At 65.5% G+C, this 24127-nt stretch carries 24 protein-coding genes; 13 read left to right on the forward strand and 11 right to left on the reverse strand.

Annotation, left to right across the window (positions count from 1 at the left end):
* Positions 1 to 907: 907 nt before the first annotated feature.
* Positions 908 to 1225: a DUF222 domain-containing protein gene (locus tag ACIBK2_RS02585; protein ID WP_396962836.1), complete on the forward strand. Its 318-nt coding sequence runs from the start codon at positions 908 to 910 to the stop codon at positions 1223 to 1225.
* Between the two features lie 157 nt (positions 1226 to 1382).
* Positions 1383 to 2258, forward strand: coding sequence for a TIGR03621 family F420-dependent LLM class oxidoreductase (locus tag ACIBK2_RS02590; RefSeq protein ID WP_396962838.1), 876 nt, complete (start codon positions 1383 to 1385; stop codon positions 2256 to 2258).
* 15 nt (positions 2259 to 2273) lie between these two features.
* Here ACIBK2_RS02590 and ACIBK2_RS02595 read toward each other — a convergent pair whose 3' ends face one another.
* Positions 2274 to 2708: a VOC family protein gene (locus ACIBK2_RS02595; RefSeq protein ID WP_396962840.1), complete on the reverse strand. Its 435-nt coding sequence runs from the start codon at positions 2706 to 2708 to the stop codon at positions 2274 to 2276.
* A gap of 56 nt (positions 2709 to 2764) precedes the next feature.
* On the reverse strand, positions 2765 to 3211 hold the full coding sequence (locus tag ACIBK2_RS02600) for a MarR family winged helix-turn-helix transcriptional regulator (RefSeq protein ID WP_396962842.1): 447 nt from the start codon (positions 3209 to 3211) through the stop codon (positions 2765 to 2767).
* An 84-nt stretch (positions 3212 to 3295) separates the two neighbouring features.
* On the opposite strand from ACIBK2_RS02600, the gene ACIBK2_RS02605 reads away from it, so the two are divergent.
* On the forward strand, positions 3296 to 3691 hold the full coding sequence (locus ACIBK2_RS02605) for a nuclear transport factor 2 family protein (protein ID WP_396962844.1): 396 nt from the start codon (positions 3296 to 3298) through the stop codon (positions 3689 to 3691).
* Positions 3692 to 3747: 56 nt separating this feature from the next.
* Here the strand turns inward: ACIBK2_RS02605 and ACIBK2_RS02610 are convergent, their stop codons facing one another.
* On the reverse strand, positions 3748 to 4689 hold the full coding sequence (locus ACIBK2_RS02610; protein ID WP_396962846.1) for a PLP-dependent cysteine synthase family protein: 942 nt from the start codon (positions 4687 to 4689) through the stop codon (positions 3748 to 3750).
* 117 nt (positions 4690 to 4806) lie between these two features.
* Here ACIBK2_RS02610 and ACIBK2_RS02615 point away from each other — a divergent pair, with 117 nt between their 5' ends.
* Positions 4807 to 5478 carry a winged helix-turn-helix transcriptional regulator gene (locus tag ACIBK2_RS02615; protein WP_396962848.1) on the forward strand — a complete coding sequence of 224 codons (672 nt, stop codon included), beginning with the start codon at positions 4807 to 4809 and terminating at the stop codon, positions 5476 to 5478.
* Between the two features lie 95 nt (positions 5479 to 5573).
* On the opposite strand, the gene ACIBK2_RS02620 is transcribed toward ACIBK2_RS02615, so the two are convergent.
* Both ACIBK2_RS02620 and ACIBK2_RS02625 read right to left on the reverse strand, forming a co-directional pair.
* Positions 5574 to 6032 carry a hypothetical protein gene (locus ACIBK2_RS02620; RefSeq protein ID WP_396962850.1) on the reverse strand — a complete coding sequence of 153 codons (459 nt, stop codon included), beginning with the start codon at positions 6030 to 6032 and terminating at the stop codon, positions 5574 to 5576.
* The gene (locus ACIBK2_RS02625; RefSeq protein ID WP_396962852.1) at positions 6032 to 6379 is read right to left on the reverse strand and encodes a GntR family transcriptional regulator; all 348 of its coding nucleotides are present in this window, start codon (positions 6377 to 6379) and stop codon (positions 6032 to 6034) included. The genes ACIBK2_RS02620 and ACIBK2_RS02625 overlap by 1 nt, the downstream gene beginning before the upstream one ends.
* Before the next feature lie 371 nt (positions 6380 to 6750).
* Between ACIBK2_RS02625 and ACIBK2_RS02630 the strand changes: the two genes are divergently transcribed.
* The gene (locus tag ACIBK2_RS02630; protein ID WP_396962854.1) at positions 6751 to 7326 is read left to right on the forward strand and encodes an HIT family protein; all 576 of its coding nucleotides are present in this window, start codon (positions 6751 to 6753) and stop codon (positions 7324 to 7326) included.
* Positions 7327 to 7376: 50 nt separating this feature from the next.
* Here ACIBK2_RS02630 and ACIBK2_RS02635 read toward each other — a convergent pair whose 3' ends face one another.
* Together ACIBK2_RS02635 and ACIBK2_RS02640 are read right to left on the reverse strand one after the other, a co-directional pair.
* The gene (locus ACIBK2_RS02635) at positions 7377 to 8240 is read right to left on the reverse strand and encodes a GIY-YIG nuclease family protein (RefSeq protein WP_396962856.1); all 864 of its coding nucleotides are present in this window, start codon (positions 8238 to 8240) and stop codon (positions 7377 to 7379) included.
* Between the two features lie 185 nt (positions 8241 to 8425).
* The gene (locus ACIBK2_RS02640) at positions 8426 to 9991 is read right to left on the reverse strand and encodes a nitrilase-related carbon-nitrogen hydrolase (RefSeq protein WP_396962858.1); all 1566 of its coding nucleotides are present in this window, start codon (positions 9989 to 9991) and stop codon (positions 8426 to 8428) included.
* Between the two features lie 104 nt (positions 9992 to 10095).
* Here ACIBK2_RS02640 and ACIBK2_RS02645 point away from each other — a divergent pair, with 104 nt between their 5' ends.
* The 3 genes from ACIBK2_RS02645 (at position 10096) to ACIBK2_RS02655 (ending at position 12062) form a co-directional block, all read left to right on the forward strand.
* Positions 10096 to 10530 carry a MarR family winged helix-turn-helix transcriptional regulator gene (locus ACIBK2_RS02645; protein ID WP_396962860.1) on the forward strand — a complete coding sequence of 145 codons (435 nt, stop codon included), beginning with the start codon at positions 10096 to 10098 and terminating at the stop codon, positions 10528 to 10530.
* A gap of 51 nt (positions 10531 to 10581) precedes the next feature.
* Positions 10582 to 11541, forward strand: a complete 960-nt coding sequence (locus tag ACIBK2_RS02650; protein WP_396962862.1) for an RNA polymerase subunit sigma-70 — start codon at positions 10582 to 10584, stop codon at positions 11539 to 11541.
* Between the two features lie 107 nt (positions 11542 to 11648).
* Complete coding sequence (locus ACIBK2_RS02655; protein ID WP_396962864.1) at positions 11649 to 12062, forward strand: SgcJ/EcaC family oxidoreductase; 414 nt, start codon at positions 11649 to 11651, stop codon at positions 12060 to 12062.
* 94 nt (positions 12063 to 12156) lie between these two features.
* Here the strand turns inward: ACIBK2_RS02655 and ACIBK2_RS02660 are convergent, their stop codons facing one another.
* Positions 12157 to 12936, reverse strand: a complete 780-nt coding sequence (locus ACIBK2_RS02660) for an alpha/beta fold hydrolase (protein ID WP_396962866.1) — start codon at positions 12934 to 12936, stop codon at positions 12157 to 12159.
* A gap of 236 nt (positions 12937 to 13172) precedes the next feature.
* Positions 13173 to 13865: a TetR/AcrR family transcriptional regulator gene (locus ACIBK2_RS02665; protein WP_396962868.1), complete on the reverse strand. Its 693-nt coding sequence runs from the start codon at positions 13863 to 13865 to the stop codon at positions 13173 to 13175.
* Positions 13866 to 13980: 115 nt separating this feature from the next.
* On the opposite strand from ACIBK2_RS02665, the gene ACIBK2_RS02670 reads away from it, so the two are divergent.
* The 4 genes from ACIBK2_RS02670 to ACIBK2_RS02685 all read left to right on the forward strand — a co-directional run bounded on the left by ACIBK2_RS02670 (position 13981) and on the right by ACIBK2_RS02685 (position 17792).
* Complete coding sequence (locus ACIBK2_RS02670) at positions 13981 to 14544, forward strand: ester cyclase (protein WP_396962870.1); 564 nt, start codon at positions 13981 to 13983, stop codon at positions 14542 to 14544.
* A 4-nt stretch (positions 14545 to 14548) separates the two neighbouring features.
* Positions 14549 to 15403, forward strand: a complete 855-nt coding sequence (locus tag ACIBK2_RS02675; protein WP_396962872.1) for an MBL fold metallo-hydrolase — start codon at positions 14549 to 14551, stop codon at positions 15401 to 15403.
* 118 nt (positions 15404 to 15521) lie between these two features.
* Entirely contained in the window at positions 15522 to 17096 is a 1575-nt protein-coding gene (locus tag ACIBK2_RS02680) for an AMP-binding protein (protein ID WP_396962874.1), read from the forward strand.
* Positions 17097 to 17198: 102 nt separating this feature from the next.
* Entirely contained in the window at positions 17199 to 17792 is a 594-nt protein-coding gene (locus ACIBK2_RS02685) for a DUF998 domain-containing protein (protein ID WP_396962876.1), read from the forward strand.
* A 107-nt stretch (positions 17793 to 17899) separates the two neighbouring features.
* On the opposite strand, the gene ACIBK2_RS02690 is transcribed toward ACIBK2_RS02685, so the two are convergent.
* The gene (locus tag ACIBK2_RS02690) at positions 17900 to 18559 is read right to left on the reverse strand and encodes a hypothetical protein (RefSeq protein WP_396962878.1); all 660 of its coding nucleotides are present in this window, start codon (positions 18557 to 18559) and stop codon (positions 17900 to 17902) included.
* Positions 18560 to 18694: 135 nt separating this feature from the next.
* Between ACIBK2_RS02690 and ACIBK2_RS02695 the strand changes: the two genes are divergently transcribed.
* Positions 18695 to 22567 carry a hypothetical protein gene (locus tag ACIBK2_RS02695; protein ID WP_396962880.1) on the forward strand — a complete coding sequence of 1291 codons (3873 nt, stop codon included), beginning with the start codon at positions 18695 to 18697 and terminating at the stop codon, positions 22565 to 22567.
* A gap of 15 nt (positions 22568 to 22582) precedes the next feature.
* Here ACIBK2_RS02695 and mqo read toward each other — a convergent pair whose 3' ends face one another.
* On the reverse strand, positions 22583 to 24079 hold the full coding sequence (gene mqo, locus ACIBK2_RS02700; protein ID WP_396962882.1) for a malate dehydrogenase (quinone): 1497 nt from the start codon (positions 24077 to 24079) through the stop codon (positions 22583 to 22585).
* Between the last annotated feature and the right edge of the window lie 48 nt (positions 24080 to 24127).

Here is a 24127-nt window from a genome sequence, read left to right on the forward strand (position 1 = left end):
CCGGGTCATCGGTACAAGCCCGTATAGGTATGAGGGATCGCACCGGCGATTCGCAACGGACTCTCCTGACTGGCGGTCATGCAGTCGAGGCGGTTCAGCCCGCGACAGCCCCCGAACGAACTCGAGGGTGGCGCCATTCTGGCGCACCGACGCCGCTACCGGCGAGACCCTAGTTTGCCCGGCCCGTCAGTCAGGTTCGATGGTCGAGTGCCGGAATGTCGGTCAGTCCCACGATGGTGCGACGACGGGGTCGTTGTCACATTGGGGTGGATAGTCGGCGTGTCGACTGACAACATGCCGTGGGAAATGCTTGTGGTACATGGGTTTTCGTCGAATCAGGCCTGTTGTGATCATCGGTGGGCTTGGATGTCTGCGATGGATGAGGCGGTGGCCAGGTGGTCACATACGTGTAGTTGGACTGATCTGACGGTGGTGCCGGATGCCGAGTCGGCGGGGCTGGTGATGGACTCGGACTGGCCGGGTCGACGGACAGCGAGTTGCCATATGGGGGCTGGGGAAGTGACGGCGCCGGTGCGGGCGTTGGGGTCGTTGCCGGTGACCGGATGCGCTCCAGTGCGGCAGTTTTCGTGGGCTCGGTCGCAGCGGCATCGGTGCGGGTTGCAGTACATGGTGAGCACGGGCCGCCATCACGGGTTCGAGTCGCTCGCCGAGGCACGGTTGTTGACGATGCTGGATTTCGCCGGCGGGGTAGTTGATGTGTTGTCCCAGCCGATGCGGCTGCGGTTCGTCACTGGAGACCGGCAGGCGACCCCGGAACGGGCGGTGACAACTATCGCCTGCATTGTGACAACTAAGGTCTGTCGTCACAGACAGTGACGCCGACTCGGGCACGCCCGGCAAGCCGAATAGTCGAACATATGTTCTATTCTGCGGTAGGGTGGCTCGCGTGAACATACATTCGATCGCGCTCGCGCCGGATGCTCAAACGTCAGGATGGCCGAAACTGGCCGATGTCGACTTGCTGCGCACCCTCGTCGAAACCGAACGCCGCCGGAGGCAGCTCGATGCCGCCATGCGCGCGGCCGTCGCTGAAGCCGAGCGTCGCGGCCTCGCTGCGGACACCGGCTATCGGGACACCGTGGAGCTATTGACCGATCTGCTGCGGATCACTGCTCATGAAGCGCGCCGACGAATCGGATACGCGGCTCCGCAGGCTCGCCCGCGTGCCAGAAAGGTGTGGCGGGTGCTAGCGGCCGCAAGCTGAGGCCCGGCCGCATCCCCTTCTGACCTTCGATCCGATTGCTCGCCGTCGCGGCCGAGAACGCGCCTCGCTGATCGGCCAGTCCGCCCCTCCAGTCGGCGGAGTTATTCAACCAGTTGACCGGTTTCGTCGGTTGTCGCCGCTTACTACGTTCAAGATCATGGTCAATGAGTTCCGTTTCGGTATCACCATGGCTCTGCCCGGCTCGCATGCCAACTGGGTGGACAAGGCTCGCCGGGCGGAGGCGCTCGGGTACGACGTGCTGTCGGTGCCCGACCATCTCGGGCTGATCGCGCCCTTTCCGGCGTTGTCGCTGGCGGCGGAGGCGACCGAGCGAATCACGCTGGGCACCTTCGTGTTGAACACGCCGTTCTACAATCCGACGCTGCTGGCCCGTGACGTTGCCGCGCTGGACCAATTCAGCGGTGGCAGACTGGAATTGGGGTTAGGCGCGGGATATGTCAAGGCGGAATTCGACGCCGCGGGGATCCCGATGCCCAGCCCGGGCGCCCGCGTCGAGCACCTCGAGCAGACCGTGCTCACCCTGCGCAAGCTGTACGCCGACCTCGACTATCAACCGGCGCCCACCCGGCCGCAAGGCCCGCCGCTGATGATCGCCGGATCGGGAAACCGCCTGCTACGCATCGCCGCTCAGCACGCCGACGTGATCGCCCTACCCGGCGCCGCGCTGCCCAAGACCGGCCTGCCGAACGCTATGACCCCGGACGAACTCGCCGAACGCGCCGACTATGTCCGCGGCCTGCTCGGCGAACGCCGCGATCAAGTGGAATTCAACCTCCTGGTGTGGGCGGTAGGCGCCCCGGCCGAGTGGGACACCGTGATCGATCGGCTGCGCCAGTTCCAGCCCGGCTTCACCGAGGACCGAATCCGCACCGCACCAGGCATTTTGGTCGGCACGCCCCAGCAGATCGCCGACCGTGTGCGCGAATGCCGCGACCGCTACGGAGTCACCTACTTCACGATGATGGAAACGGACATGGACGCCTTCGCGCCCGTGATCGAACTCCTGAAGTAGGTCCTGCTTCAGCGTTTACCGACCGAACATCTCGGCCGCCGCGGCGGCGATCTCCTCCGGTGCGACCGTACGAACGTGTTTGAACACGCCCCATCGGTGGCCGTACGGATCGATGAACTGTCCGGCCCGGTCGCCGTAGAACGTGTCGGACAGCGGATGGAACTGGGTGGCGCCCGCGGTGAGTGCCCGCTCGAATGTTGCATCGACGTCGTCGATTTCGACCTGCAATGCCAGATACGTACCACCCAGCGTGGCGGGCGACACTATTCCCATATCGGGGTGTTCGTCGGCGAGGTGCACCTCGGTGTCCCCGATCCGCAACCCGATGGTGAGGACCTGACCGCCCGGCAGCTCGAGCCTGCTGATCTCCTCGGCGCCGAGCACTTCGCCGTACCACCGCGCGGCGTCGATCGCGTTCTTGACCACCAGATGCGGTGAGATCGTAGACATCGGAAACTCCTTCGCCCCCAATCTCTTCCAGTATGCGCTTCACGCGATGGGCTGGCTCAGCCGAATGGTTCCTCGCGGACGAACCGGGTCAGTGCCGCGGCGAACGCCTGCGCTTCGGACTCGGGCCACGCGGCGAGATGCTGGTCGAAGCGGCGGGCGAGCCGGTCGCGCATCACATCGACTGCTCGCTGGCCGGGTTCGGTCAAGCTGAGCAGGGTGGCTCTGGCGTCGTCAGGATCCGGTGCGCGTCGCACCAGCCCGGCCTGTTCGAGTCGGGTGGCGTGGCGGCTGGTTACCGACCGATCCAGGCCGATCTCGGCAGCCAGCGCGGCCGCACTGCGTGGGCCGAAGCGTCCGAGGGCGCTGAGCACCGGATAGGTCGTCGTGTCCACCGCCGGGTCCAGTCCCTCGGTGAGTTCGGCGTAGATCCCCTCCCTCGTGCGCCTGCGCAGCAACTCCGCGATGGCGTCGGCGACGTGGGCACCGGGTCCCTGGTGTGACATGTTTCAAGAATAGCGTGCATCGAGCACGCATATGCTGTAGCTTGATATGCGTGCACGATGCACGCACCTGATGGGAGAGTTCCGATGTCCAGTACCACCAGCATTGCCACCGCGCTCAACGACCTGCTGTTCGACCGGCAGCTCGATGTCGACTCCGCGGTCACGCGTCACTTCGCCGACGGCTATCGGCAACGCACCGACGGCGTGTGGAGCGACCGCACCGAATTCGCCGCGCACATCACGCACCTGCGCGAGGTTCTCGTCGGCGGACACGTCGAGGTGCACGACGAACTGATCGTCGGCGATCGCTACGCCGACCGGCACACCGTCCACGCCAAGAAGGTCGACGGCAGTGAAGTCGCCTTCGAGGTGCTGGTCTTCGCCGAATTGACCCCCGACGGCCGTTTCCAGCAGATCATCGAAACAACCAGCATGCTGTCCGGACGAGAAGGGGATCAGCACCTGGGCAGTGCCCGCTGACCCGTTCGCCGGTGCGCGGATGGCCACGGTGCGGCGGACGGCTGGGTGCGGTTGTTTCAGACCCGGCTTGTCCGGAACACGTTCGTGCTGAGGTATTTCAGGCCCGAGTCCACCAGGATGGTGGCGATGGTGGCGGCGGGCCCGAGTCGTTGCCCGAGTTCGATGGCTGCAATGACGTTGGCGCCGGAGGAGGTTCCGGTGAACAGCCCTTCCTCCGTCGCGAGTCGTCGAGCCATGGCTTCGGCGTCGGCGGTAGGCACGGGGATGATCTCGTCGGGGAGGTTCGGGTCCCACATCGGGGGTTGGTAGCCGATGCCGATGCCTTCGATGCGGTGGGCGCCGGGGCGGCCGCCGGACAGCACTGCGGATTCGGCCGGTTCGACCGCTACCACCCGCAGTCGGGGATTGTGCTGTCGCAGCGGTGCGGTCGCTCCGCGCAGCGATGCCGCCGTGCCGACCGCTTGGACGAAGCCGTCGACGCGGCCACCGGTTTGTTCCCATATCTCTTCGCCCATGGCGTGATAGCCGGTGATGCTTGCGGTGTTGGTGAGTTGGTCGGTCCAGTAGGTATCGGGTTCGCGGCCGAATTCGGCGGCAGTGTCGATCATTTCGAGGATCAGCTGCTTGGTGATCTGGCCGTTCGCACTCGGAACCAGGGTGAGTTCGGCACCCAGCGCGGACATCTGGATCAGCTTGTCCGCGCTGAACGCCGCCGAGCTGACGATCCGGAGCCGGTACCCCCGCGCCGCGCAGACCAGGGCCAGCGCGGCACCGGTGCTGCCGCCGGTGTATTCGACGACGGTATCGCCAGGCCGTAGCCGGCCGTCGGCCTCGGCGGCGGCCAGCATGGCTTGCGCCATCCGGTCTTTCATGCTGCCGGTCGGGTTGTGGCCCTCGACCTTGACCAGAATGGTCGCGCAGTCAGCGGGCACCACCCTGCGCAATCGCACAAGCGGTGTGTGGCCGATCGCCGTCAACACGCTGGTACCGATTTCCATGACTGCTCGCCTTTCTGACGTGTACATCGACGTTGTCGATCATCGGCACATCGCGTCGGAGCGGGAAGTTCAATCCTTGAACCACAATCACGGTCGTCCAGTACGTACGCTGCCGGTGTGGGTGGTTACGGACAGTTCTGCGCCGTGGCGCGGGCATTGGATGTGCTCGGCGAGCGGTGGACGCTGTTGATCGTTCGGGAACTGCTGCTCGGCGCGTCGAGCTTCGGTGAACTGTGTCGCGGGCTGCCGCGGATCCCCCGGGCAACCCTGTCGGCGCGGCTACGGACGCTGCGTGCCGCCGGCGTCATCGACGGCTATCGCCTCACCGATGCCGGTGCCGCACTCGCCCCGGTGGTCCGGGAACTGGCTCGATGGGCTGTCACCACCGACAGCGCCGCGCTGGGTGCGGACGATCTCGACACCGCCGCCCTCACCTGGGACATGCGCCGACGCGTCGATGCCGCCGCGCTGCCCGATCGCCGGGTCGTGCTCGCCATCGAATTCACCGACCGGCCCGCTGACAACAGGTTTTGGTTACATCTGTCCCGGACCAGCGTGGACCTGTGCCGAGACGACACCGGCGCACCCGTCGATATCTGGTTCACCACACCGACCCGAGCGGCGACCGAATGGTGGCTCGGCGAGCTGTCGTGGCCGCAACTGCTACAACAACCCGGAGTCCAAGTGCACGGTGACCACGCGCTGCGACGCCAGATGCCGCGCTGGTTCACCCGCTACCTATTCACCCCGGACTCCCTCGGCGCGACCGCAACCCGAACCGGCCGCTGACTGTCGGCGTTGAGATCGGCAGATGCGGGTGAGAAGCGCTGTCAGCCAGCCGGTTTGGGTTATCGACCAACGCGTGCCGCAAGAACGGCCGTCGCTTACGGTGCGATACCCATCGCCCATATCGCGGCAGCGGGTTCTGGCATCGCGACGGTGATATTGCGGCCGTTGGTCAAGTGCAAACGCAGCGCGGGGCCCATGTTCGGGGTGAAGAACCATCCGCGTTTTCGCGTCCAGTACACGCCCCAACGGCTCCGCAGCGTGACCGGCATATCGATGATCTCGGCGCGGGCGATGTTCGCGCGGGCGACGGTGACGCGTGGGAAGCCGAAGGGACCGAGATTTACGGCGAGACCGACTGGGCCCGCGCTGACGCGCTGACTTGCCTGCACCACCGCTTTCACCAGCACGATGCACCAGAGCACGACGACAAAAAGGAAGAGCGCTCCTCCGTCCGATACCGCGACATTGAAGATGCAGACAACCGTACAGAAGATGCTGAGCCACAATATCGGCCAGTTCGTGACGCGGCAGGTGTAGACCGTCGCGGCGGGCATTACATCAACTCCTCGATCAAGCCGAGCACCTCGGCCTTGCTGTAACCGTTAGTACGTGCGGACTCGATCAACTGGCGGGCGGCCTGCTCCACCGGTGCCGAGGTAGGGGCGGTCGCGGTAACCCGAACTCCACGTCCGCGCCGGAAATCCACGACCCCTTCCTCCCGTAGCAGTCGATACGCGGCCAGCGCGGTATTACGGTCGACGGACAGCGCGTGCGCCAATTCTGTTGCGGGCGGGAGCTGTTCGTTGACCGACAACTCCCCCGTGGTGACCGCACGTCGGACGCACGCCGCGATCTGGTCTTGCAGCGACACCCTGGAGGTCTGATCGATATGCCAAAGCATGGTGCCAATAAGACTAGTACCATTTCCGATTTCCAGCGACCCGAGCTGATGGGCCGACGTGGCAGCGCGGAACCCAGCCGGCCGATGTGACGGTGAGCGGCCCGGCACGATCGCTGCTGCTGTCCCCCGCTCAGTTCCCGGCGAGGACCGCGGCATCCACATATCGTGGGCGATCGCGGCGAAACTCGACTTGCCTTCGGCGCCAACCGATTCCTCCACCTCGGACAACCGGATGAGCAAATCGAAATAGCTCGCCTCGGCCGGCGAACGGGCCGAGATAGCCTCGACCCGTTGATCTTCCAGGAGTCGTGCCAGCGACCGAGCAGGAGATCAGGCACCCGGCCACACCGCGAAAGGGAGCAACAATAGTCATGGAGCCACAGAACACATCGGTACAACGCCCTGAAACATCCAGCACGGTCGTCGGTAGGCAGACCGGGACGATCGATGCCGACGCCTACATAGCCAGAGTTCAAGCCGAAAACGCCGCCGGTCAGTGTTTCATCTGCGAACTGACCGACGAACAGACAACCCGCCCCCGCGAAACCGTCGCCTACCGTGACGAACACTGCATCGTGTTCATTCCGCCCTACCCTCGCCTCTACGCCTATCGCCTGCTCGCACCCCGACGCCACGCGACAAACGTCGTCTCGGACTTCACCGAAGACGACTACCTCGCACTACAGCTGCGTATCCATCGCCTCGGTCGGGTCCTCACCCAGATCACACCCACCGAACGCCTCTACGTGTTCAGCTTCGGCAGCATGCAGGGCGTCGCTCACGTGCACTGGCACCTAGCGCCGCTCCCACCCGGAATCCCGTTCCGCGAACAGCAATTCGCCGCAGTCGACAAACCCGACTACCTCGTCATCGCACAGGCCGAGCGCGACGAACTGGCACAGCGGGTCGGAGCCGGTATGACCGCCCTCGCCCAGCCGAACAAGTAGCGGGCGTACCCGCCAGCCCCGGCGTGTCGAGTTCGGCGTCGTCCAACCCGTCAGTTCCGGTTCATGCCGTGCACGCGGCTGCCGAGGGCAAGCTTCCAGAACGACTCCCGCAACAGGATCGTCTCCGCCTTCGTCTTCGGGTCGAAGATCTCCAAGATCGAGTACTGGAAATTGTCGACGATGTGGCCGCCGCCGAGCTCCGCTCGCAAGTTCTCGAGTCCCCGGTTGCCGCCAGTCAGGTTCCCCAGGTTCGCGTAGCTGGACCACCGCTGCCACAGACCGCCCGCCTCACCCGAAGCAGATCCCACATACAGCTGGCCGCTGCTGAGGTCGGCGATGACATAAACGCCCTTCACGCTCGAAAGGGCGTCCTTCCAGTTCGGCTCATCATTCGCGATGATGCGCTGCAGCTCATGGTGCTTGAGCCTGACGTTCTGGAAACCGGGAAACGGGCCGAGTTTGGTATCCGGGGCAAGCTCGTACACCGCGGGGTTGAGCTTGCTGCCCTGCAATGTCTCGTACCAACGCAGATATAGATCCCGGCCGACCGGTCTTTCCAGCTTGACGATGAGTCGTTTGATGTATTCCGAGTGCTCGTCCAGTGGGGCCAGCGCGTACCCAGGCCCGCCGATCAGTTCGGGAACGACCGCGCTTACCTGAAAAAAGCCTCCAAAAATGAAGTATTGAGGACCGTACGGGTAGTACTGGGCGAAGGACAACAGAAATTGAGCAGGGCCCAGGTTGTTGTTCTGGTGCCGCTCTCGGTGGCGATTCATGTTCAGCCAGTCCTCTGGGTCGTCGGCGAGGAGGAGGTCCCATGCCTCTGGACCGCCAGTGCCCGCCCGGATGTTGAACTTCACCTTGGTCAGGTCGGGCTTCGGAACGGGCAAGAAGTCCGTGAATTGGATCAACATTGCTCCTAATATTCTTCGAGCTCGTCTTCCTGATCCAGTGTGGTACGTCGTTCGCGTCAAGGGCGCGTGTTTCCTGAAACACCATCCACGCCCTTCTCTTCGCCCACTTGCGGGTCAACGGGCCGAGATGTTCCCGGCCCGTTGACCTTTCGGGAGTCGCGTGGCGCAAGTGCGGCCCTCGCGTGTCAAATTGCCGAGCGTCGCGGGATCACTGCGATGCCAGTCAGTACGAGTGTGCCTGCTAGGCATAGCCAGGCGAAGATGTCGCCGGTTAGTTGGTAGAGGGTGGTGGTGCCGTGGGTGGGGACGTCGACGATCCATGGGTCGTGATCGACGGTGGTGTCCTGGGTCGAGATGGGTTGGCCGTGTGGGGTGTAGGCGGACGACCAGCCGTTGAAGTCCTGGCGGACCAGTGAGTAGCCGTTCTCGATTGCGCGCAGGCTCGACATCTGGGTGTGCAGTCGGCCGAACTGGGGCCAGTCACCGCCCGGCACCAGCATGATGTCGGCATCGGTGTGCATGATGGCGGGAAAGTCTGCGTCGTAACAGATTACGTTCGCGATTCGACCGTACGGGGTGCTCACCACGGGCACGTTTCCGTCGCCGGGTGTGTAGGTCTCCAAGCCCGGAATGGGATGGGCCTTCTGATAGGTCCATAGCAGCGCCCCGTCCGGGCCGATGAAATGTGTCTCGTCACGGCCGTAGGGTGCGGTCGGCAGGTAGACGTTGACGGCGACGTCCAGATACAGCTGCTCGTCTCGGGCGACGGCCTGCGCGGCGGTGAGGAACGCCGATTCGTCCGAGACCGAAATCCTGGCCGCATTCTCCGACCAGACAACGATTTTCGCGCCGGCTCGCGCGGCGCGCCGGGTTTCGTCGAACAGGTCGTCGATCACCGCCTTCGATTCCAGCGGCACCGTGGCCGGGTCGAACCGAGGTATGTTCAGCGGGTCGAATCCGGGTTGGCCGAGTGCCTTCATTTCCACGTCCAACGCCGCTGTGCTGGGATTGATACCGGCGATGCGAACGGTCTGGGCGGTAGATACCGGAAAGAACGCCAATCGTGCACTGCCGCCGATAATTACGACGCCGAGCACTGCCGCGTAGATGACGGGCACGCGGGCGGTGCGCCAGGACAGCGGACGCTCCCACACATAATTCACGACGGTGGCGAGGGCGCCGATGAGCAAACCGACAGAGTACGGACCGGTCAGTGAGATCACCTGCAGCAGAGCAGGATTGGTGTACTGAGTGTCGGCGAGCAGACCGTAGGCCGTGCCGAACGGAGCGAAAACTCCCATCACGAACTCGCACACGGCCAGCAGCATCGGAAATAACAGCAGGCCGGCGACCGTGCCGAGCCGCGGCGCGAGCAGGCGGTCCACCAGGTAGGGCAGGGCGAGCACCGTACCGAAGCCCACCCCGCCCAGCGCTGTCATGCCCGTCAGCGGAACAGCCACGTGCCACAGAAAGAACATCGCCGCTCCGACACTGACCAGCCAGACCAGGCCGACGCCAACGGCCACCCGGCTGGTTCGCGAAAAACGCAGCAGCAGAATCGAGAACAGCCACGCGGCCAACGGGATATCCCATCGGCCGTTGACCGCGAACAACGACAGGACCGCACCAGAGCCCAGCCATAGATAACGCCACCGATCCGGCGGTCGTCCGACACTCGGCGAAGTGCTGGACGGCGCATTGGCGCCAGTGTCGACGGGGTCGGATCGCAGATTGCTTGTGCCCGTGGCCATTCGAGATCTCCTGAATCAAATGCTTGGATCATCCAAGTGTCGGCAGTCTCTCACGTCAATGCTTGGAGTTGTCAAGTGTTTGAGTGACCAAGTATTGTCGAGCTGTGGCGAAGCAAGCAGACACGGGAGAATCGCTGATCTATGACGTGCTGGACCTGGTTTTCGCCGTGGCCGAGCAGACCAATGCGCTACTCGCCGACACCGTCGGAGACCTCGGGCTGACCGCTGTCATGGCCAACACCCTGTGGAAGATCGAGCCGTCCGCGACCCTGTCGATGCGGCAACTCGCCGCCAGCCTGGGCTGCGACCCGTCCACGGTGACCTTCCTCGCCGACCGCCTCCAGGACAAGGGCCTGATCACCCGAGAGATCGATCCGGCGAACCGACGCGCCAAGATCGTGACCCTCACCGAGCGCGGCCGCGAAGTCCGGCGACAACTCGCCACGGCAATGCGCACCCAGTCACCCATTACCCATCTCAGCCCGACGGAGCAGCGTCAACTCAGCCGACTACTGACCAAGGCCGCACGACCGAAATAGGCGGAGGCCAAACCGGTATGGTGCTGGCGGCGGCAGTGGAGATGAGGCGTGATGACGAGGGATGACGGCTTCGATCGCCGGATCGAACCGTTCCGGACGGAGCTGCTGGCGTACTGCTACCGCATGCTCGGCTCGGCGCACGACGCGGAAGACCTGGTCCAGGACACGTATTTACGGGCATGGCGGGCGCGCGAGCAGTACGACGATACGCGCAGCTCACTGCGCACCTGGCTCTATCGGATCGCGACCAACGCCTGCCTGACCGCGCTGCAGCGTCGCGGCGGCCGTCCGCTGCCGTCGGGCCTGGTGGCCCCGGCGGATCCGCTCGGGCCGCTCGTCCGGGGAGAGCACGCCTGGCTGCAGCCCCTACCGGATTCGTTGCTGGACAACGGCGATCCGGCCGGGACCGCGATCGATCACAGCACCCTGCGTTTGGCATTCGCCTCCGCTCTGCAGCACCTGTCGGCCCGGCAGCGCGGTGCACTGATCCTGCGTGAGGTGCTCAGCTTCTCCGCGGCCGAGTCGGCGGAAATCCTCGGCACCACCGTCGTTTCGGTGAACAGCTCGTTGCAGCGGGCGCGCGCTCGCCTGAAGGGGATCGGGGTCGGACTGGAACGGGTCAGCGAGCCGTCCACGGCCGAGCAGCGCGCCTGGGTCGAGCGCTATATGACGGCGTTCGCGCACGCCGACGTCGAGGGCCTCAAGCGGTTGCTCACCGAGGACGTCATCATGGAGATGCCGCCGATGCTCAACTGGTTCGCGGGCCGCGGCAACTACGGCCTTTTCATGGAATGGGTCTTCGAAGCGGCCGGGAAGGACTGGTCTCTCGAGCGGGTCACCGCCAACGGCGGCCAACCCGGATTCGCCGCCTACCTGCGCGTCGATGATCGGTACGAGCTGCACACGCTCCAGATCTTCACCGTCACCGCCGAAGGCATCAGCCGGAATTCGGTATTCCAGGATCCCGCGGTTTTCGCAGCTTTCGGACTAGCGGCCCGACTCGACGATTAGATCCAAGATTTTTTCCGGCAAGCGCGATGAGTTCGGGCGCCGCCGCCGGTATGTACTCCCGAGTTCGCCGGAACACTCCAGCGAGCCGATCAACAAGGGAGACTTCGATGTCGAACAATCGTGCCGCAGACGAGGCCGCGATCCAGGCCGTGCTTGCTGATTCCTACAAGGCGTGGGAGGCGGGCGACGCCGACGCCATGGTCGCCGACTACACCGCCGACGCGACCGCCATCATGACCGGCTCGCTCCGCGACAGCCGCGAGGTGATCCGCCAGAACATGGCATTGGCCTTCGAGGGGCCGCTCGCGGGCAGCTCGACCTACAACAAGCAGCTCAGCATCCGATTCCTCGGCCAGGACGCCGCGCTCGTCATCAGTGAGTCCGCCATCCTGTTCGCCGGCGAAACCGAAATTCCCGGCGACGAGCGAAAGGTGAACGCGACGTGGGTCTTCGAGAAGCGCGACGGTCAGTGGCTGATCGCCGCCTATCACAACAGCCCGGTACTGGCGCCTGCTCAGTGAGCCGCGGCGTGAACTGACCAGATGGCTCTCGTCCGCCGATGCGGATGAGAGCCATCCGGCTCGGCAATAGGGCAGGCCGTGCCGAATGCCTAGGTCAGAGGTCCGCGAGGAATTCGTTGACGGTTTTGGCGAAACCGTCGGGGTCGCTGGTGTAGATGAAGTGGTCGGTGTCGAGTTCGGCCAGGCGGGTGTTGGGGCGGCGTTGGATCATCGCGTCGGCCTGTTCGCGGGGGACTACGCCCTGGGTGGCGCGGATGAGCAGGGCGGGGCAGGTGCCGGCGGTCCAGTCGGCCCAATGGTCGCCGTGCACTTGGTCTTCCGAGTCGACGATGTCGCGGGGGTAGAAGGGCAGGCTCCAGCTGCCGTCGGCGCGTTCGCGCACCAGGCCGCCGAAATTGGCGGCCATCGGGCCCATGGCGTCGACGAGTTCCTGGCGGGTGGGCGCCTCGTAAGGCAGGGCGAGCACGAACTGCAACGGGTTGTGGCCGTCGAGGCCGAGGCTGGCCGGGCCGTCGGCGTCGATGAACGCCGCGACACGCTCGGGGTACCGGGCTGCGAACTGGTAGCTGTTGATGCCGCCGAGCGAATGACCCAGCAGTACAACGCTGTCCAGGCCGAGGTGGTCCAGCAGCGCGGCGATGTCGGCGATGTAACCGGCCCGGGAGTAGTCGTCCGCGCGGTCGGAGAAACCGTGTCCACGCTGGTCGAGTGCGATGAGCCGCCAGCCGGGCGCGAGCCGTTCGGCCAACCCGGCAAAGCTGGCGGCATCGGACATGTGTCCGTGCAGCGCCAGCAGCGGGCGCCCGGCGCCGCCGAAGTCCAGGTAGGACAGGTTACGGCCATCGATGGCGAAAGCGGCTCGGGTGGTGGTCATTTCAATCTCCTTCAGTGTCGAACAAGGAGAACACTAGCCCGTGTTAGACATATGTGCAAGACGTTTGTGCAAGACTGCTTCCGACCTGCCGAGCGGTCGTCTATCTAGTCACCGGCATCGAGTTGCGCGAACCGTAGGAGCTGGTCAGCGCGGTCGAGCGGAACATCCAGAACGTTCGCTACACAATCGCATTCATGCGCCGGACCTGACATGCCCCCGAATCAGGTGACAATGGTTCAGTTGTTCGGCACCGAGGCGTTGATGCGGGCGACGAGCGCGTCGAGCGTCAGGTCCATCGCGAAGTCGAATTCCGCCTGGCTGTCGAACCGCGCCAGGTAGGGGGCAGCCTCGACGACGGCGGGCAATCCTGACTGCGCCAACGACTCTCGCCGCGCGGCGATGCCCGGGATGTCGCCGGTTCCGTAGGTCGGCCCGGCGTTCACCTCCCGCAGCAGCGTGCCGACAAGGGTCGCCAGCATCGTTCGCAGCAGATGGACCGCTTGGTCCGGGGCGCATCCCGCGGCGAGGAGCACCCCCAGGACCGCCTGGGTCGGCGCCAACCCCTCCCGCGATCCCAATTGCCGCGTGAGCACCAACGCCGCGGCCGCCGGGTGCAGCAGCGCGCGCTGACGGAAAGCGTCCGCGATGGCACGCAGATCGGCGCGGAGATCACCAGTGCGCGTAGGCAATTCGATCGAGCCAAGGAGATATTCGGCAACCGCGTCGAGCAACCCATCCTTGCCATCGACGTGGTTGTACAAGCTTTTCGGATCGACTCCGAGCACTCGAGCCACCGCTCGCATGCCGACAGCGCCAACTCCCTCGTCGCCGATCACCGCGAGCGTCGCCTCGACGATCCCCGCACGGCTGAGCTGCCCGGCACCTTTCGGGGGTCGCCCGCGGCGCGCCGGTGCAGCGTGACTGGTCATCAGCCCATCTTGCCGCAACCCGTTGATTAAATCCACACCGTGGGTATATGGTCGGCGGTACGTAAACCCACGCTGTGGATATCGAAGCCCCACGTGCGTCTCCCAGGAGTCACTGATGTCGACACGATTCACCTTGCCCCCCGAAGACATCCTGCGCGCACGAGAGAAACTCGTCCTCGACCATTTCCACGACGAGGTGCTCCAGGACTGGGACGCAACACTTTCGACGTTCCCGCACCCGCACTACGAGCTGATCGCGCCGATGGTCGTCCACGACGGCGACGACGAGGTCCGCGACTACTACCGCGACACCCGCCGCGCCTTTCCCGACCAGGACCACGAGATCATCGCGCTGCGACACAGTCACGACGCGGTGATCGTCGAATTCTGGCTGCTCGGAACACATTTAGGCCCACTGGGGAAGATCCCACCGACGGGCTCGACCCACCGGACCAGGATGACGGCCTACTTCGTCTTCGACGAACACGAGAACCTGGCCGTCGAACGCATCTACTTCGACCAGCTCACCATCCTGAAGCAACTGCTGGGCGGACTGGACAAACGCAACCCCCGCGAACTGCTCACGCTCGCCCGAGCAGCAGCAGGCGCCGTCGCCACGGCAGGCGCCCCGCCGGATCCCCGACTGCTCACCACCACACCACCGAACCTCGGTGCGTGACCGGATGAAGGTTCACCACCTCAACTGCGGCACCATGCGCCCGCTGGGCACACCCGAGGGCCTGGTCTGCCACGTCCTGCTGGTGGAAACCGACACCGGCCTCGCACTGATCGATAGCGGACTAGGTCTGCGCGACGTCGCCGATCCGGGCGCTCGGTTCGGGCCGAGCCGCTTCTTCGTCCGCCCGCGGTTCGACGAGAACGAAACCGCCATCCGGCAGATCGAACGCCTCGGCTTCGACCCGCGCGATGTCCGCGATGTCGTCATCACTCATTTCGACGCCGACCACAGTGGCGGGCTCGCCGACTTCCCTTGGGCCAGAGTTCATCTCACCGCCGTCGAGGCGAATGCGGCACTCCATCCGAGCGGTTTCGTCGAAAAAGGGCGGTATCTGCCAACGCAACACGACCACCACCCCACGTACGTTCTGCATACACCCGGACGCGGCGAGCCGTGGCACGGTTTCACCACTGCCGAAGAGCTCACCGATATCGCGCCCGGCGTTGTCATGATCAGCCTGCCCGGACACAGCCGTGGCCATGCCGCTGTCGCCATCGACACCGGCAAACGGTGGATCCTGCACGCCGGTGACGCGTTCTACCACCACGGGCAGATCGACGGCACCGGCCGGACACCACGGGCGCTGACCATGCTGGAGCGCGTCGTCGCGCACAGCATGGCCGATGTCCGGGCCAACCACGAGCGCCTCGCCGAACTGTGGGCGACACCGACGCCCGACCTACTCCTCGTCAACGCGCACGATCCTGTTCTTCTTCACCGCGCTCAACAACTCGACGTGATCAACGAGCCCGCAGCGATCAGACGCCAGGACGATCGGCTTCGACAACCAGGCGGCTAGTTCTCGTTCTGCGCGGAACATGCTGCGACAGAGTCGATGTCGGCTGATGCCGTCGACGCTGAACAGGTTTCGTATACAGCCGAAATCTCACGATCGTTGAGATGGCAGACTCCCAGACATGATCGATACCCCGCCGAAAACGCCGACCCTCGTCTGCGGCGCCCGCACCCGCACCCAGCCCGAAGCCCTGCTTCGCGCAGGTCGGCTCGGGTCGGCGATCCTGGCCACCGGCATCGAGCGCGGTGACAAATGCGTCATCATGGCTCGCAACGACCTCGAATTCCTCGAGGTTTCGGTAGGCATCGCGTCCACCGGGGCCAACCCGCTGCCGATCAACACGCGTTGGACGGCAAGCGAAGTCGCGCACGTCCTCGCCGACGCACAAGTGCGCCTGATCTTCTCGCACACCGAGTTCGTGCCCGTCCTCGAAGCCGCTCGCGAACTGGCGGGCAGCACCGCCCGCATCGTCGAAATCGCCATGCCTCCAGAGCTTCTCACCGAGGGCGGCTGGAATCTCGCCCTGGCCGAGCCCACCGGTCGCCACGACTCGCTGGAAGACTGGATCGCCGCCCACCCCGAACCCGTCGGGCACATCGAAGGGGCGATCGCCCAATCCATGGGCGTCATCTATACCTCAGGCACCACGGGCAAACCCAAAGGTGTTGCACGCGAACAGATGACACCGCACCAGCTGCTGAGCATCGCAGGCGCTACCGCCGAGCGGATGGGCCTGGCCCCCGGCGTGCCGATGCTGGTGGCCGGACCGCTGTATCACACCTCCCCCAACGCCGTCGCCGTGCTCGGACTGCGGATGGGCGCCGACATCGTGATCATGCCCAAATGGGACGCCCACAAGTTCCTGCGATTGGTCGACCACCACCGCATCCGGCAGGTCAAGATCGTGCCGACGATGGTCTCGCGCATTCTGAGCGTGCCCGCCGAAATCCTTGCGGCCTACGACCTTTCGAGTCTCACCCACGTCATTCATTCCGCCGCACCGTGCCCGCCCGCCCTCAAGCGGGCCGCCATCGACCTGTTCGGCGATGCGCTCTGGGAGTTCTACGGGTGCAGCGAGGCAGGCACGATCACCTGGATCAGTGCCGCGGACTGGCTCGACCACCCCGGCAGCGTCGGCCGCGCCACCGACGGCTCGGCCGTGCACATCGGCGACGAACAGGGCAACGCACTGCCTGTCGGCGAGATCGGCCGCGTCTGGGTGCGCGGTGCCGACTACTGGCCTCGCTTCGAGTACCTCAACCAGGGCGCACCGCACTCCCCCGTCGAGGGCATGCTGTGGGTCGGCGATCTCGGCTATCTCGACGAAGACGGCTTCCTGTATCTCACCGGCCGGGATGCCGAAGTGGTGATCCGAGGCGGAGTGAACATCTACCCCGCCGAAATCGAGAACGCCATTGCCGCCATAGACGGCGTCGAGGATGTAGCTGTGTTCGGCATACCCGACACCGGCGACCTCGGCGAGCTCGTGGCCGCGCACATTCTGCCCCGCCCCGGTGCGAACCTCACCGCCGACGCGGTCCGCCGAACACTGTCCGGTCAACTCGCGAACTACAAGGTGCCCGCCCGCATCGAGATCGTGCAGTCCCTCCCTCGCGACGACAGCGGCAAGGTCTACAAGCGTCAGCTCCGAAGCCGTTACGCCGCAGACGTATCCGGGGCGCTCATCGACGGATGATCGATGTCCGGATCGACTTGTCGGCTTCGACGTACCGGATAGGAGTCCGATCGAACGAAGCGAGGCGAGTGGCCGATGTGGCAGAACAGGGCGACGCCGACGATGACAAGAGTGTTCCTGGCGTGCGGCGTTGTTGCCGGACCACTGTTCATCGTGACGGTGCTGATCCAGGCGCAGACCCGAGCCGGATTCGATCTGGGGCGGCATCCGATCAGCCTGTTGAGTCTGGGTCCGTTCGGCTGGATCCAGGTGCTGAACTTTGCCATTACGGGCGTGCTGTGCGTGGTCTGCGGGGTGGGGCTGCAACGAATGGGCTCGGTCGGCAACGTGATTCCGGCTGCGGTGGCCGAGATCGGCCTCGGGTTGGTGATGGCGGGATTGTGCATCACCGATCCGGGCGCCGGGTTCCCGCCCGGTGCGCCGGAGGGGGCACCCGACGACTTCAGCTGGCACGGAATCCTGCACGAGGTGGGGTTCGCCTTGTCCCAGATCGGGTGGCTGATCTTCGCCACCTCGGTGATCCTCCGCGCGCCGACCCCTGCGTGGCGATGGATCAGCGCGATTCCACCAGTGCTGGTGCTGGTGCTGGTCGCGTGGCCGAACATGTCCGGATTGAGCGTGCGGCTATTGCTCGCGACCGCAGTCGAACTCGGCTCGGTCGCGGTGGTGGCGGAGATATGTTCGCGAACGCCGTAGCCCGGTTCGGCGCAATGCGTGCCCGATAGTGGGAGCCAGCCCTGCCTCGAACACGCATCGCGCCGGGTCACCTTCGGCGACACCCGAATTCGGCTACACCGGGCTGTTTACTGCTTCCAGATCTTGATGGCTTCCATCCGCTTGCCCTGCCCCGACGTACCCACCCAGAGATCGGTACCGCATCTGGCCTCCTGCCACCCGTCGCCTTCCACATGGGCCTCGGCACAAATGGGCGGGGAATCGAGAATGTAGATATGGACGCCCTCCAGGCGCCGGCCCAGCCCCTCGGTTCCGGTCACCGCGGGGGTGCTTCCGTTCTGGCAGCTCCAAGAAGGATCGTCGCCCTGGTCCTGGATGTGGCCTTTGAGGCAGAGATAGCCGATATTCGCATGTACTTCGAGCTTCTCGATCCGACGGGATTCGCCGGTCGTGCCGGCCACGTAGCCGTCACAGGACTGGCCCAACCAGCCATAGTCCTGCACGTGGACCCGGTAGGTGATCAGCGGGTTGCTGACTGGACAATCTGTATTGCGTAGCTCCGCGGCGCTCGGGGGTGCCGACCCGGCAGGCGCGGCCTGAGCGGGTACGGAGCTCATCGACATCACCATCGCGGCGAGCGCGGATGCGCCCGCAATTACCTTGACTGTGGACAACACATTCATCGTGAATTCCTTGCTGATGATCGGCGTCGCACCTCGACACACGTCGAGGGCTCGGAACCTCAGCCCACTCCCCTCCCGAAGGCTGTCGACGACATCGGCGGCCATCTCCAAGTGGGGATTCCCCTGAAGGTCTTGCGGTGTGGACTGCGTTAGGTTTAGCCCGGATTCGTTGTTCAGCGTCGATCTCCTTGCGCTGAACAACAATTGCCGAACAACGGGGTGGGATGCGGAGGGGTCACGGTGCCACGCTCGGAACGCCTGCTCGACGCGGATGGCGGGCAATTGTGCCTGCTGGCGATGGATCTACGCGGCCTGCGAGCGAAGGCGGGCGGGCCGACCTACCGCGAATTGGCAAGGCGGGCACACTATTCGGCGGCGGCACTGTCCGAGGCGGCGTCCGGCCGCAAGCTGCCGAGCCTCGCGGTAACGCTGGCGTACGTGCGGGCATGTGACGGCGACGTGACGGCATGGGAACAGCGCTGGCGCGCGCTGGCCGCCGAACTCGCCGCAGCCCAGGAGCTTTCGCCCGCACTCGCGAACGGCGGGCAGGCGCCGTATGTCGGGTTGGCGGCATTCGAGCCACCGGACACCGACCGCTTCTTCGGCCGCGACAACCTCATCGAAGACGTGCTGGCGCAGCTGCCACGCCACCGATTCCTCACCGTCGTCGGCGCGTCCGGGTCGGGCAAATCCTCGCTGCTGCGCGCCGGCCTGATCGCCCGCATCCGCGCGGGCGCGACCCCGTCGGGTACGGCGCTGGTGTTCACACCGGGACCGCACCCGATGGAAGAGTGCGCGATCACGCTGTCCAGACTCGTCGGCCACACACCCGGCCGCGTGCACGCTGATTTGCTGGCCGACGCTCATGGCCTGCACCGGTTGGTGCGCCAGGCGCTGGCCGAGCAACCCGCCGAGGCCGAGCTCGTGCTGGTGGTCGATCAGTTCGAAGAGGTGTTCACCGTCTGTCCCGATCGCGTGGAACGGGAGCAGTTCATCGATACGCTGCTGGCCGCGGCGCAGGCACCGACCAGCCGCTGTCGCGTGGTGATCGGCGTGCGCGCGGACTTCTACGGCCGCCTCACCACGCATCCAGGTTTGGTGGCCGCCTTGCGCGACGCGCAGATGCCGGTCGGACTGATGAGCGTCGACGAGCTCCGCCAAGCCATCACCGGTCCGGCAGCGCGGGCCGGGTGCGTGGTGGAAGGTCCGCTGCTGGCGGCGCTGATCGCGACGACCGCCGGGCAGGTGGGCGCGCTGCCGCTGCTGTCGCACGCGCTGCTGGAAACGTGGCGGCGCCGCCGCGGCACGACGTTGACCCTGTCCGGCTACCACAGCGTCGGCGGTGTCGACGGCGCCTTGGCGCAAACCGCCGAGACCTTCTACACCGGCCTCGACATCTCCCAGCGCGTGGCCGCCAAACACCTGCTGCTGCGGCTGATCGCGCCGGGCGACGGCACCGAGGACACCAAACGCCGTGCCGCGCATGACGAACTCGACGACGAGGTCACGCGCGCGGTGCTCGACCGGATGGCCGCCACGCGACTGGTCACGGTGACCGAGCACGGCGTGGAACTCGCGCACGAATCCCTCATCCGGGGCTGGCCGCGCCTGCAAACCTGGTTGGACGAGGACCGGGACGGACTGCGCACTCACCGCCAGCTGGCCGAGGCGGCCGAGGCGTGGGAGTCGCTGAACCGGGATCCGACGCTGCTGTATCAGGGCGTTCGCCTGGCTCATGCCAGCGCGTGGTCGCACTCCGGCCGCCACAGCATGGCCGATCGGGAGCGGCAGTTTCTGCAGGCCAGCATCCGGGCTCGCATCGACGAGCAGGCGAGATCGGACCGGCGGTCTCGCGTCACCCGCCTGCTCACCCTTGCGGTAGTGGTCTTCGCGGTGCTGGCCACCGCCGCCGCATTCGTTGCCGTACAACAGCGATCGACCGCGCTGCACCAGCGCGACGATGTCGTCTATCGCAGTGTGATGGCCGAGGCCGACCGGATAACGGAGCGGGAGCCGTCGCTCGCCGCGCAATTGGATCTGGTGGCCGCGCGCCTGCGACCAGCCGATCCGAACAGCCGCAACCGACTCGTCGCCACCCAGAACACGCCATTGGCCGCCGCGGTCCACGGGCATGGCGGCGAAGTGACGCTGACATCTTTCAGCCCCGACGGACACACGCTGGCCAGCGCCGGCGAAGACCACACCGCGCGGCTGTGGGACGTCCGCGACCCGGCGCAGCCGCGGCCGATCGGCCAGCCGCTGACCGGCCACACCAGCTGGGTGTCCGCGGCGGTGATCAGCCCGGACGGCCGCACGCTGGCGACCGCCGGCGACGACGGCACCATCCGACTGTGGAACATCGCCGACCCCGAACACACCACCGGTCTCGGGCCACCGCTCACAGTCGGTAGCGGCTCGATCTATCTGGTGGCCTTCAGCCCGGACGCACGCACCCTCGCGGCCGCCTGCGACGACCACACCGTCCGACTGTGGAACGTGGCCGATCCGGCCCATCCGACCTCGTCCGGCCCGCCCTTGACCGGTCACACCGGACCGGTGCGCTCACTGGCGTTCAGTCCGGACGGCCACACCCTGGCCACCGGCAGCGACGACACCACTGTCCTGCTCTGGCACGTCGCCGACCCGAGCCATGTCACGCGCGTCGGCCCTGCGCTGACCGGGCACACCGCCATCGTGCTCTCGGTGGCATTCAGCCCCGACAATCGTCTGCTCGCCACCGCGAGCGGTGACCGAACCCTCCGGCTGTGGGATGTGACCGACCCGGCCGGCCCGATCCCGGCCGGCCTGCCGTTGACCGGCCACACCGCGGGCATCTGGTCGGTGGCGTTCAGCCCCGACGGCCGTCGGCTGGCCACCGGCAGCGACGACGGCACCGCCCGGCTGTGGAACGTATCCGACCCGGCACATGCGGGACCATTGGCCGTGCCGCTCGCCGACGGAAACAGCACCGTCTACACAGTCGGCTTCAGCCCCGACGGCCGCACCCTGGCCACCGGCAGTGCCGACGGCACGATCCGGCTCTGGTCCCTGCCGATGACCGTCCTGGCCGGGCACCGGGCCACCGTGAATTCGATCTCCTACAACCCGCGCGGCACGCTGCTCGCCGCCGGCGCCGAGGACAACACAGTCCAACTCTGGGACACCACCGATCCGACGCAGCCGATCCAGTCCGGCCGCATCCCCGCAGCACCCAGCTACTTGCAGTCCTGTAGCAATTGCAACACCTACGTGCGATTCAGCCCGGACGGACGAACTCTCGCCGTGCTCAGCTACGCCAGAATCGTCCAACTATGGAACGTCACCGACGCGGCCCACCCGACGATCCTTGGACCGACGCTGGAACTGAACACCAGACACGCCAGCTTCTTCGCGTTCAGCCCCGACGGACGAACGCTGTCGACCGGACACGACGACAACACCGCGCAACTGTGGGACGTCGCCGACCCGACCCACCCCGCGCCGCTCGGACAACTCACCGGCCACAGCAGCTACATCACCTCGACCGAATTCAGCCCGGACGGCAAGACTTTGGCCAGCGCGAGCACCGACGACACCATCAGACTCTGGAACGTCACCAACCCGACCCACCCCACACCAATAGCACTACTCACCGGCCACACCAACGGAGTCAACACCCTCGCCTTCACCCCCGACGGCAAAACCCTCGCCAGCGCCAGCACCGACCACACCATCAGACTCTGGAACGTCACCAACCCCACCCAACCCACACCAATAGCACTACTCACCGGCCACACCAACGGAGTCAACACCCTCGCCTTCACCCCCGACGGCAAAACCCTCGCCAGCGCCAGCACCGACCACACCATCCGATTCTGGGACGTCACCGACCCGACCCAACCCGAACCCGAAGGACAACCGGTAGCCACCCGCGCGGACGCACCACTCGACCTCGCCTTCAGCCCCGACGGACACACCATGGTCAACGCCGACGGCACCGACACCATCCTCCTATTCGACCTCGACACCGACCACGCGGCCCAGCGCATCTGCCGAATAACCCACGGCACGATCACGCGCCAACAATGGCAAATCCACCTCCCCGACCTCCCCTACCAACCCCCTTGCCACTGACCGTCAGCAGGTGTTCTAGGCCAAACCCAGGACCTGGTCCGTCCTGGCCAGATTGTCATCCACGCGGCGCTGGTCGACACCCACTGGCGCAGCCAGGGCAGGCATCAACGTGTGCAGGATCGGACTCCAGCCGGCCATTTGTCGGGGGAAGCATCGCTCGAGCAGATCGATCATTATTGCCGGGGCCGTCGAGGCACCGGGAGAGGCGCCCAACAGCCCTGCGATAGTGCCGTCGGCCCCGGTGACCAATTCGGTGCCGAAGGTGAGAACGCCGACGTGGTGAGCGTCCGGTTTGACCAACTGTGCGCGTTGTCCTGCCTGGACCAGACGCCAGTCGTCGGGGTCGGCTGTTGGATAGAACCGTTGCAGCTGTGCGAATTTCCGGGCACGGGTCGAAAGAAGCTGGCCGATCAGGTATCGAACGAGAGTCAGGTTCTGGATGCCGGCCGCGAGCAGGACCGCGACATTTCGCACGCGCAGGGTGGTGAACAGATCGGTGCGGCGGCCATATTTGAGGAGTCTGGTGCTGAAGGTGGCGTACGGACCGAACAACAACGATTCCTGGCCGTCGACCACGCGTTTGTCCATGTGCGGCACCGACATCGGCGGCGCGCCGAGGGAAGCCTGGCCGTATGTCTTCGCATCGTGGCGCGAGACCACTTCGGGGTTGTCGGTTCGTAGGAACTGTGCGCCGAAGGGAAACACCGCATACCCGCGGACCTCGGGGATGCCTGCCTTCTGCAGGAGCCTGAGGGCGTAGCCGCCTGCGCCGACGAACACGAACTTGGCACGAACAGTGAAGCGCTGCTTAGTATTACGATCTCTTCCGGTAACCGTCCAGATCCCATCGGCGGCACGGTGCAGTCCGGTCACCTCGTGGTCGACTTGCACGCGTGCGCCGGCTTTGGTCATGACCTCGATCAGGGTTCTGCTCAGCACGCCGAAATCGACGTCGGTACCGGCGGCGTACCGGGTTGCGGCCATCGGCACAGTGCAGTCGCGACCAGCCATCAGCAACGGCGCCCACTCGGCAATCACTGCGGGATCCTCGGTGTATTGCATCGCCGAGAACAGCGGCAGTGACCGCAGGGTCTGGAATCGATGACGCAGGTAGTTCACGTCGCGGTCACCGAACACGACGTCCATGTGCGGCGCGGGATTCACGAACCCCGCTGGGTCGCTGAGGTCGCCGTCCGCGACCAGTGCGGCCCAGAACTGTCGCGACAGGTGAAACAATTCGCCGATCTGCTCGGCCTTGAACGAATCGTCAGGGTCAGGCATGTAGTTCAATTCGCACAACCCTGAATGCCCGGTTCCGGCGTTGTTCCACGCGTTGGAGCTCTCCGCGGCGAGTTGTCCGAGACGTTCGAACATGAGCATGGACCAGTCGGGTTGGATCTTGGCGATCATCGCTCCGAGCGTCGCAGACATGATGCCGCCGCCGATCAGTACAACGTCGAGAATCCCTTCCGGTCCAACCGGTTTCGTGCTGTCGATGCGAGCTGCATGCATGTCGGTTCCCTCCCCTGAAGCGGTGTCGGGGGAATCATCACGCGCGTA

The sequence above is a fragment of the Nocardia sp. NPDC050175 genome (genome assembly GCF_044459885.1).
Classification (GTDB): domain Bacteria; phylum Actinomycetota; class Actinomycetes; order Mycobacteriales; family Mycobacteriaceae; genus Nocardia.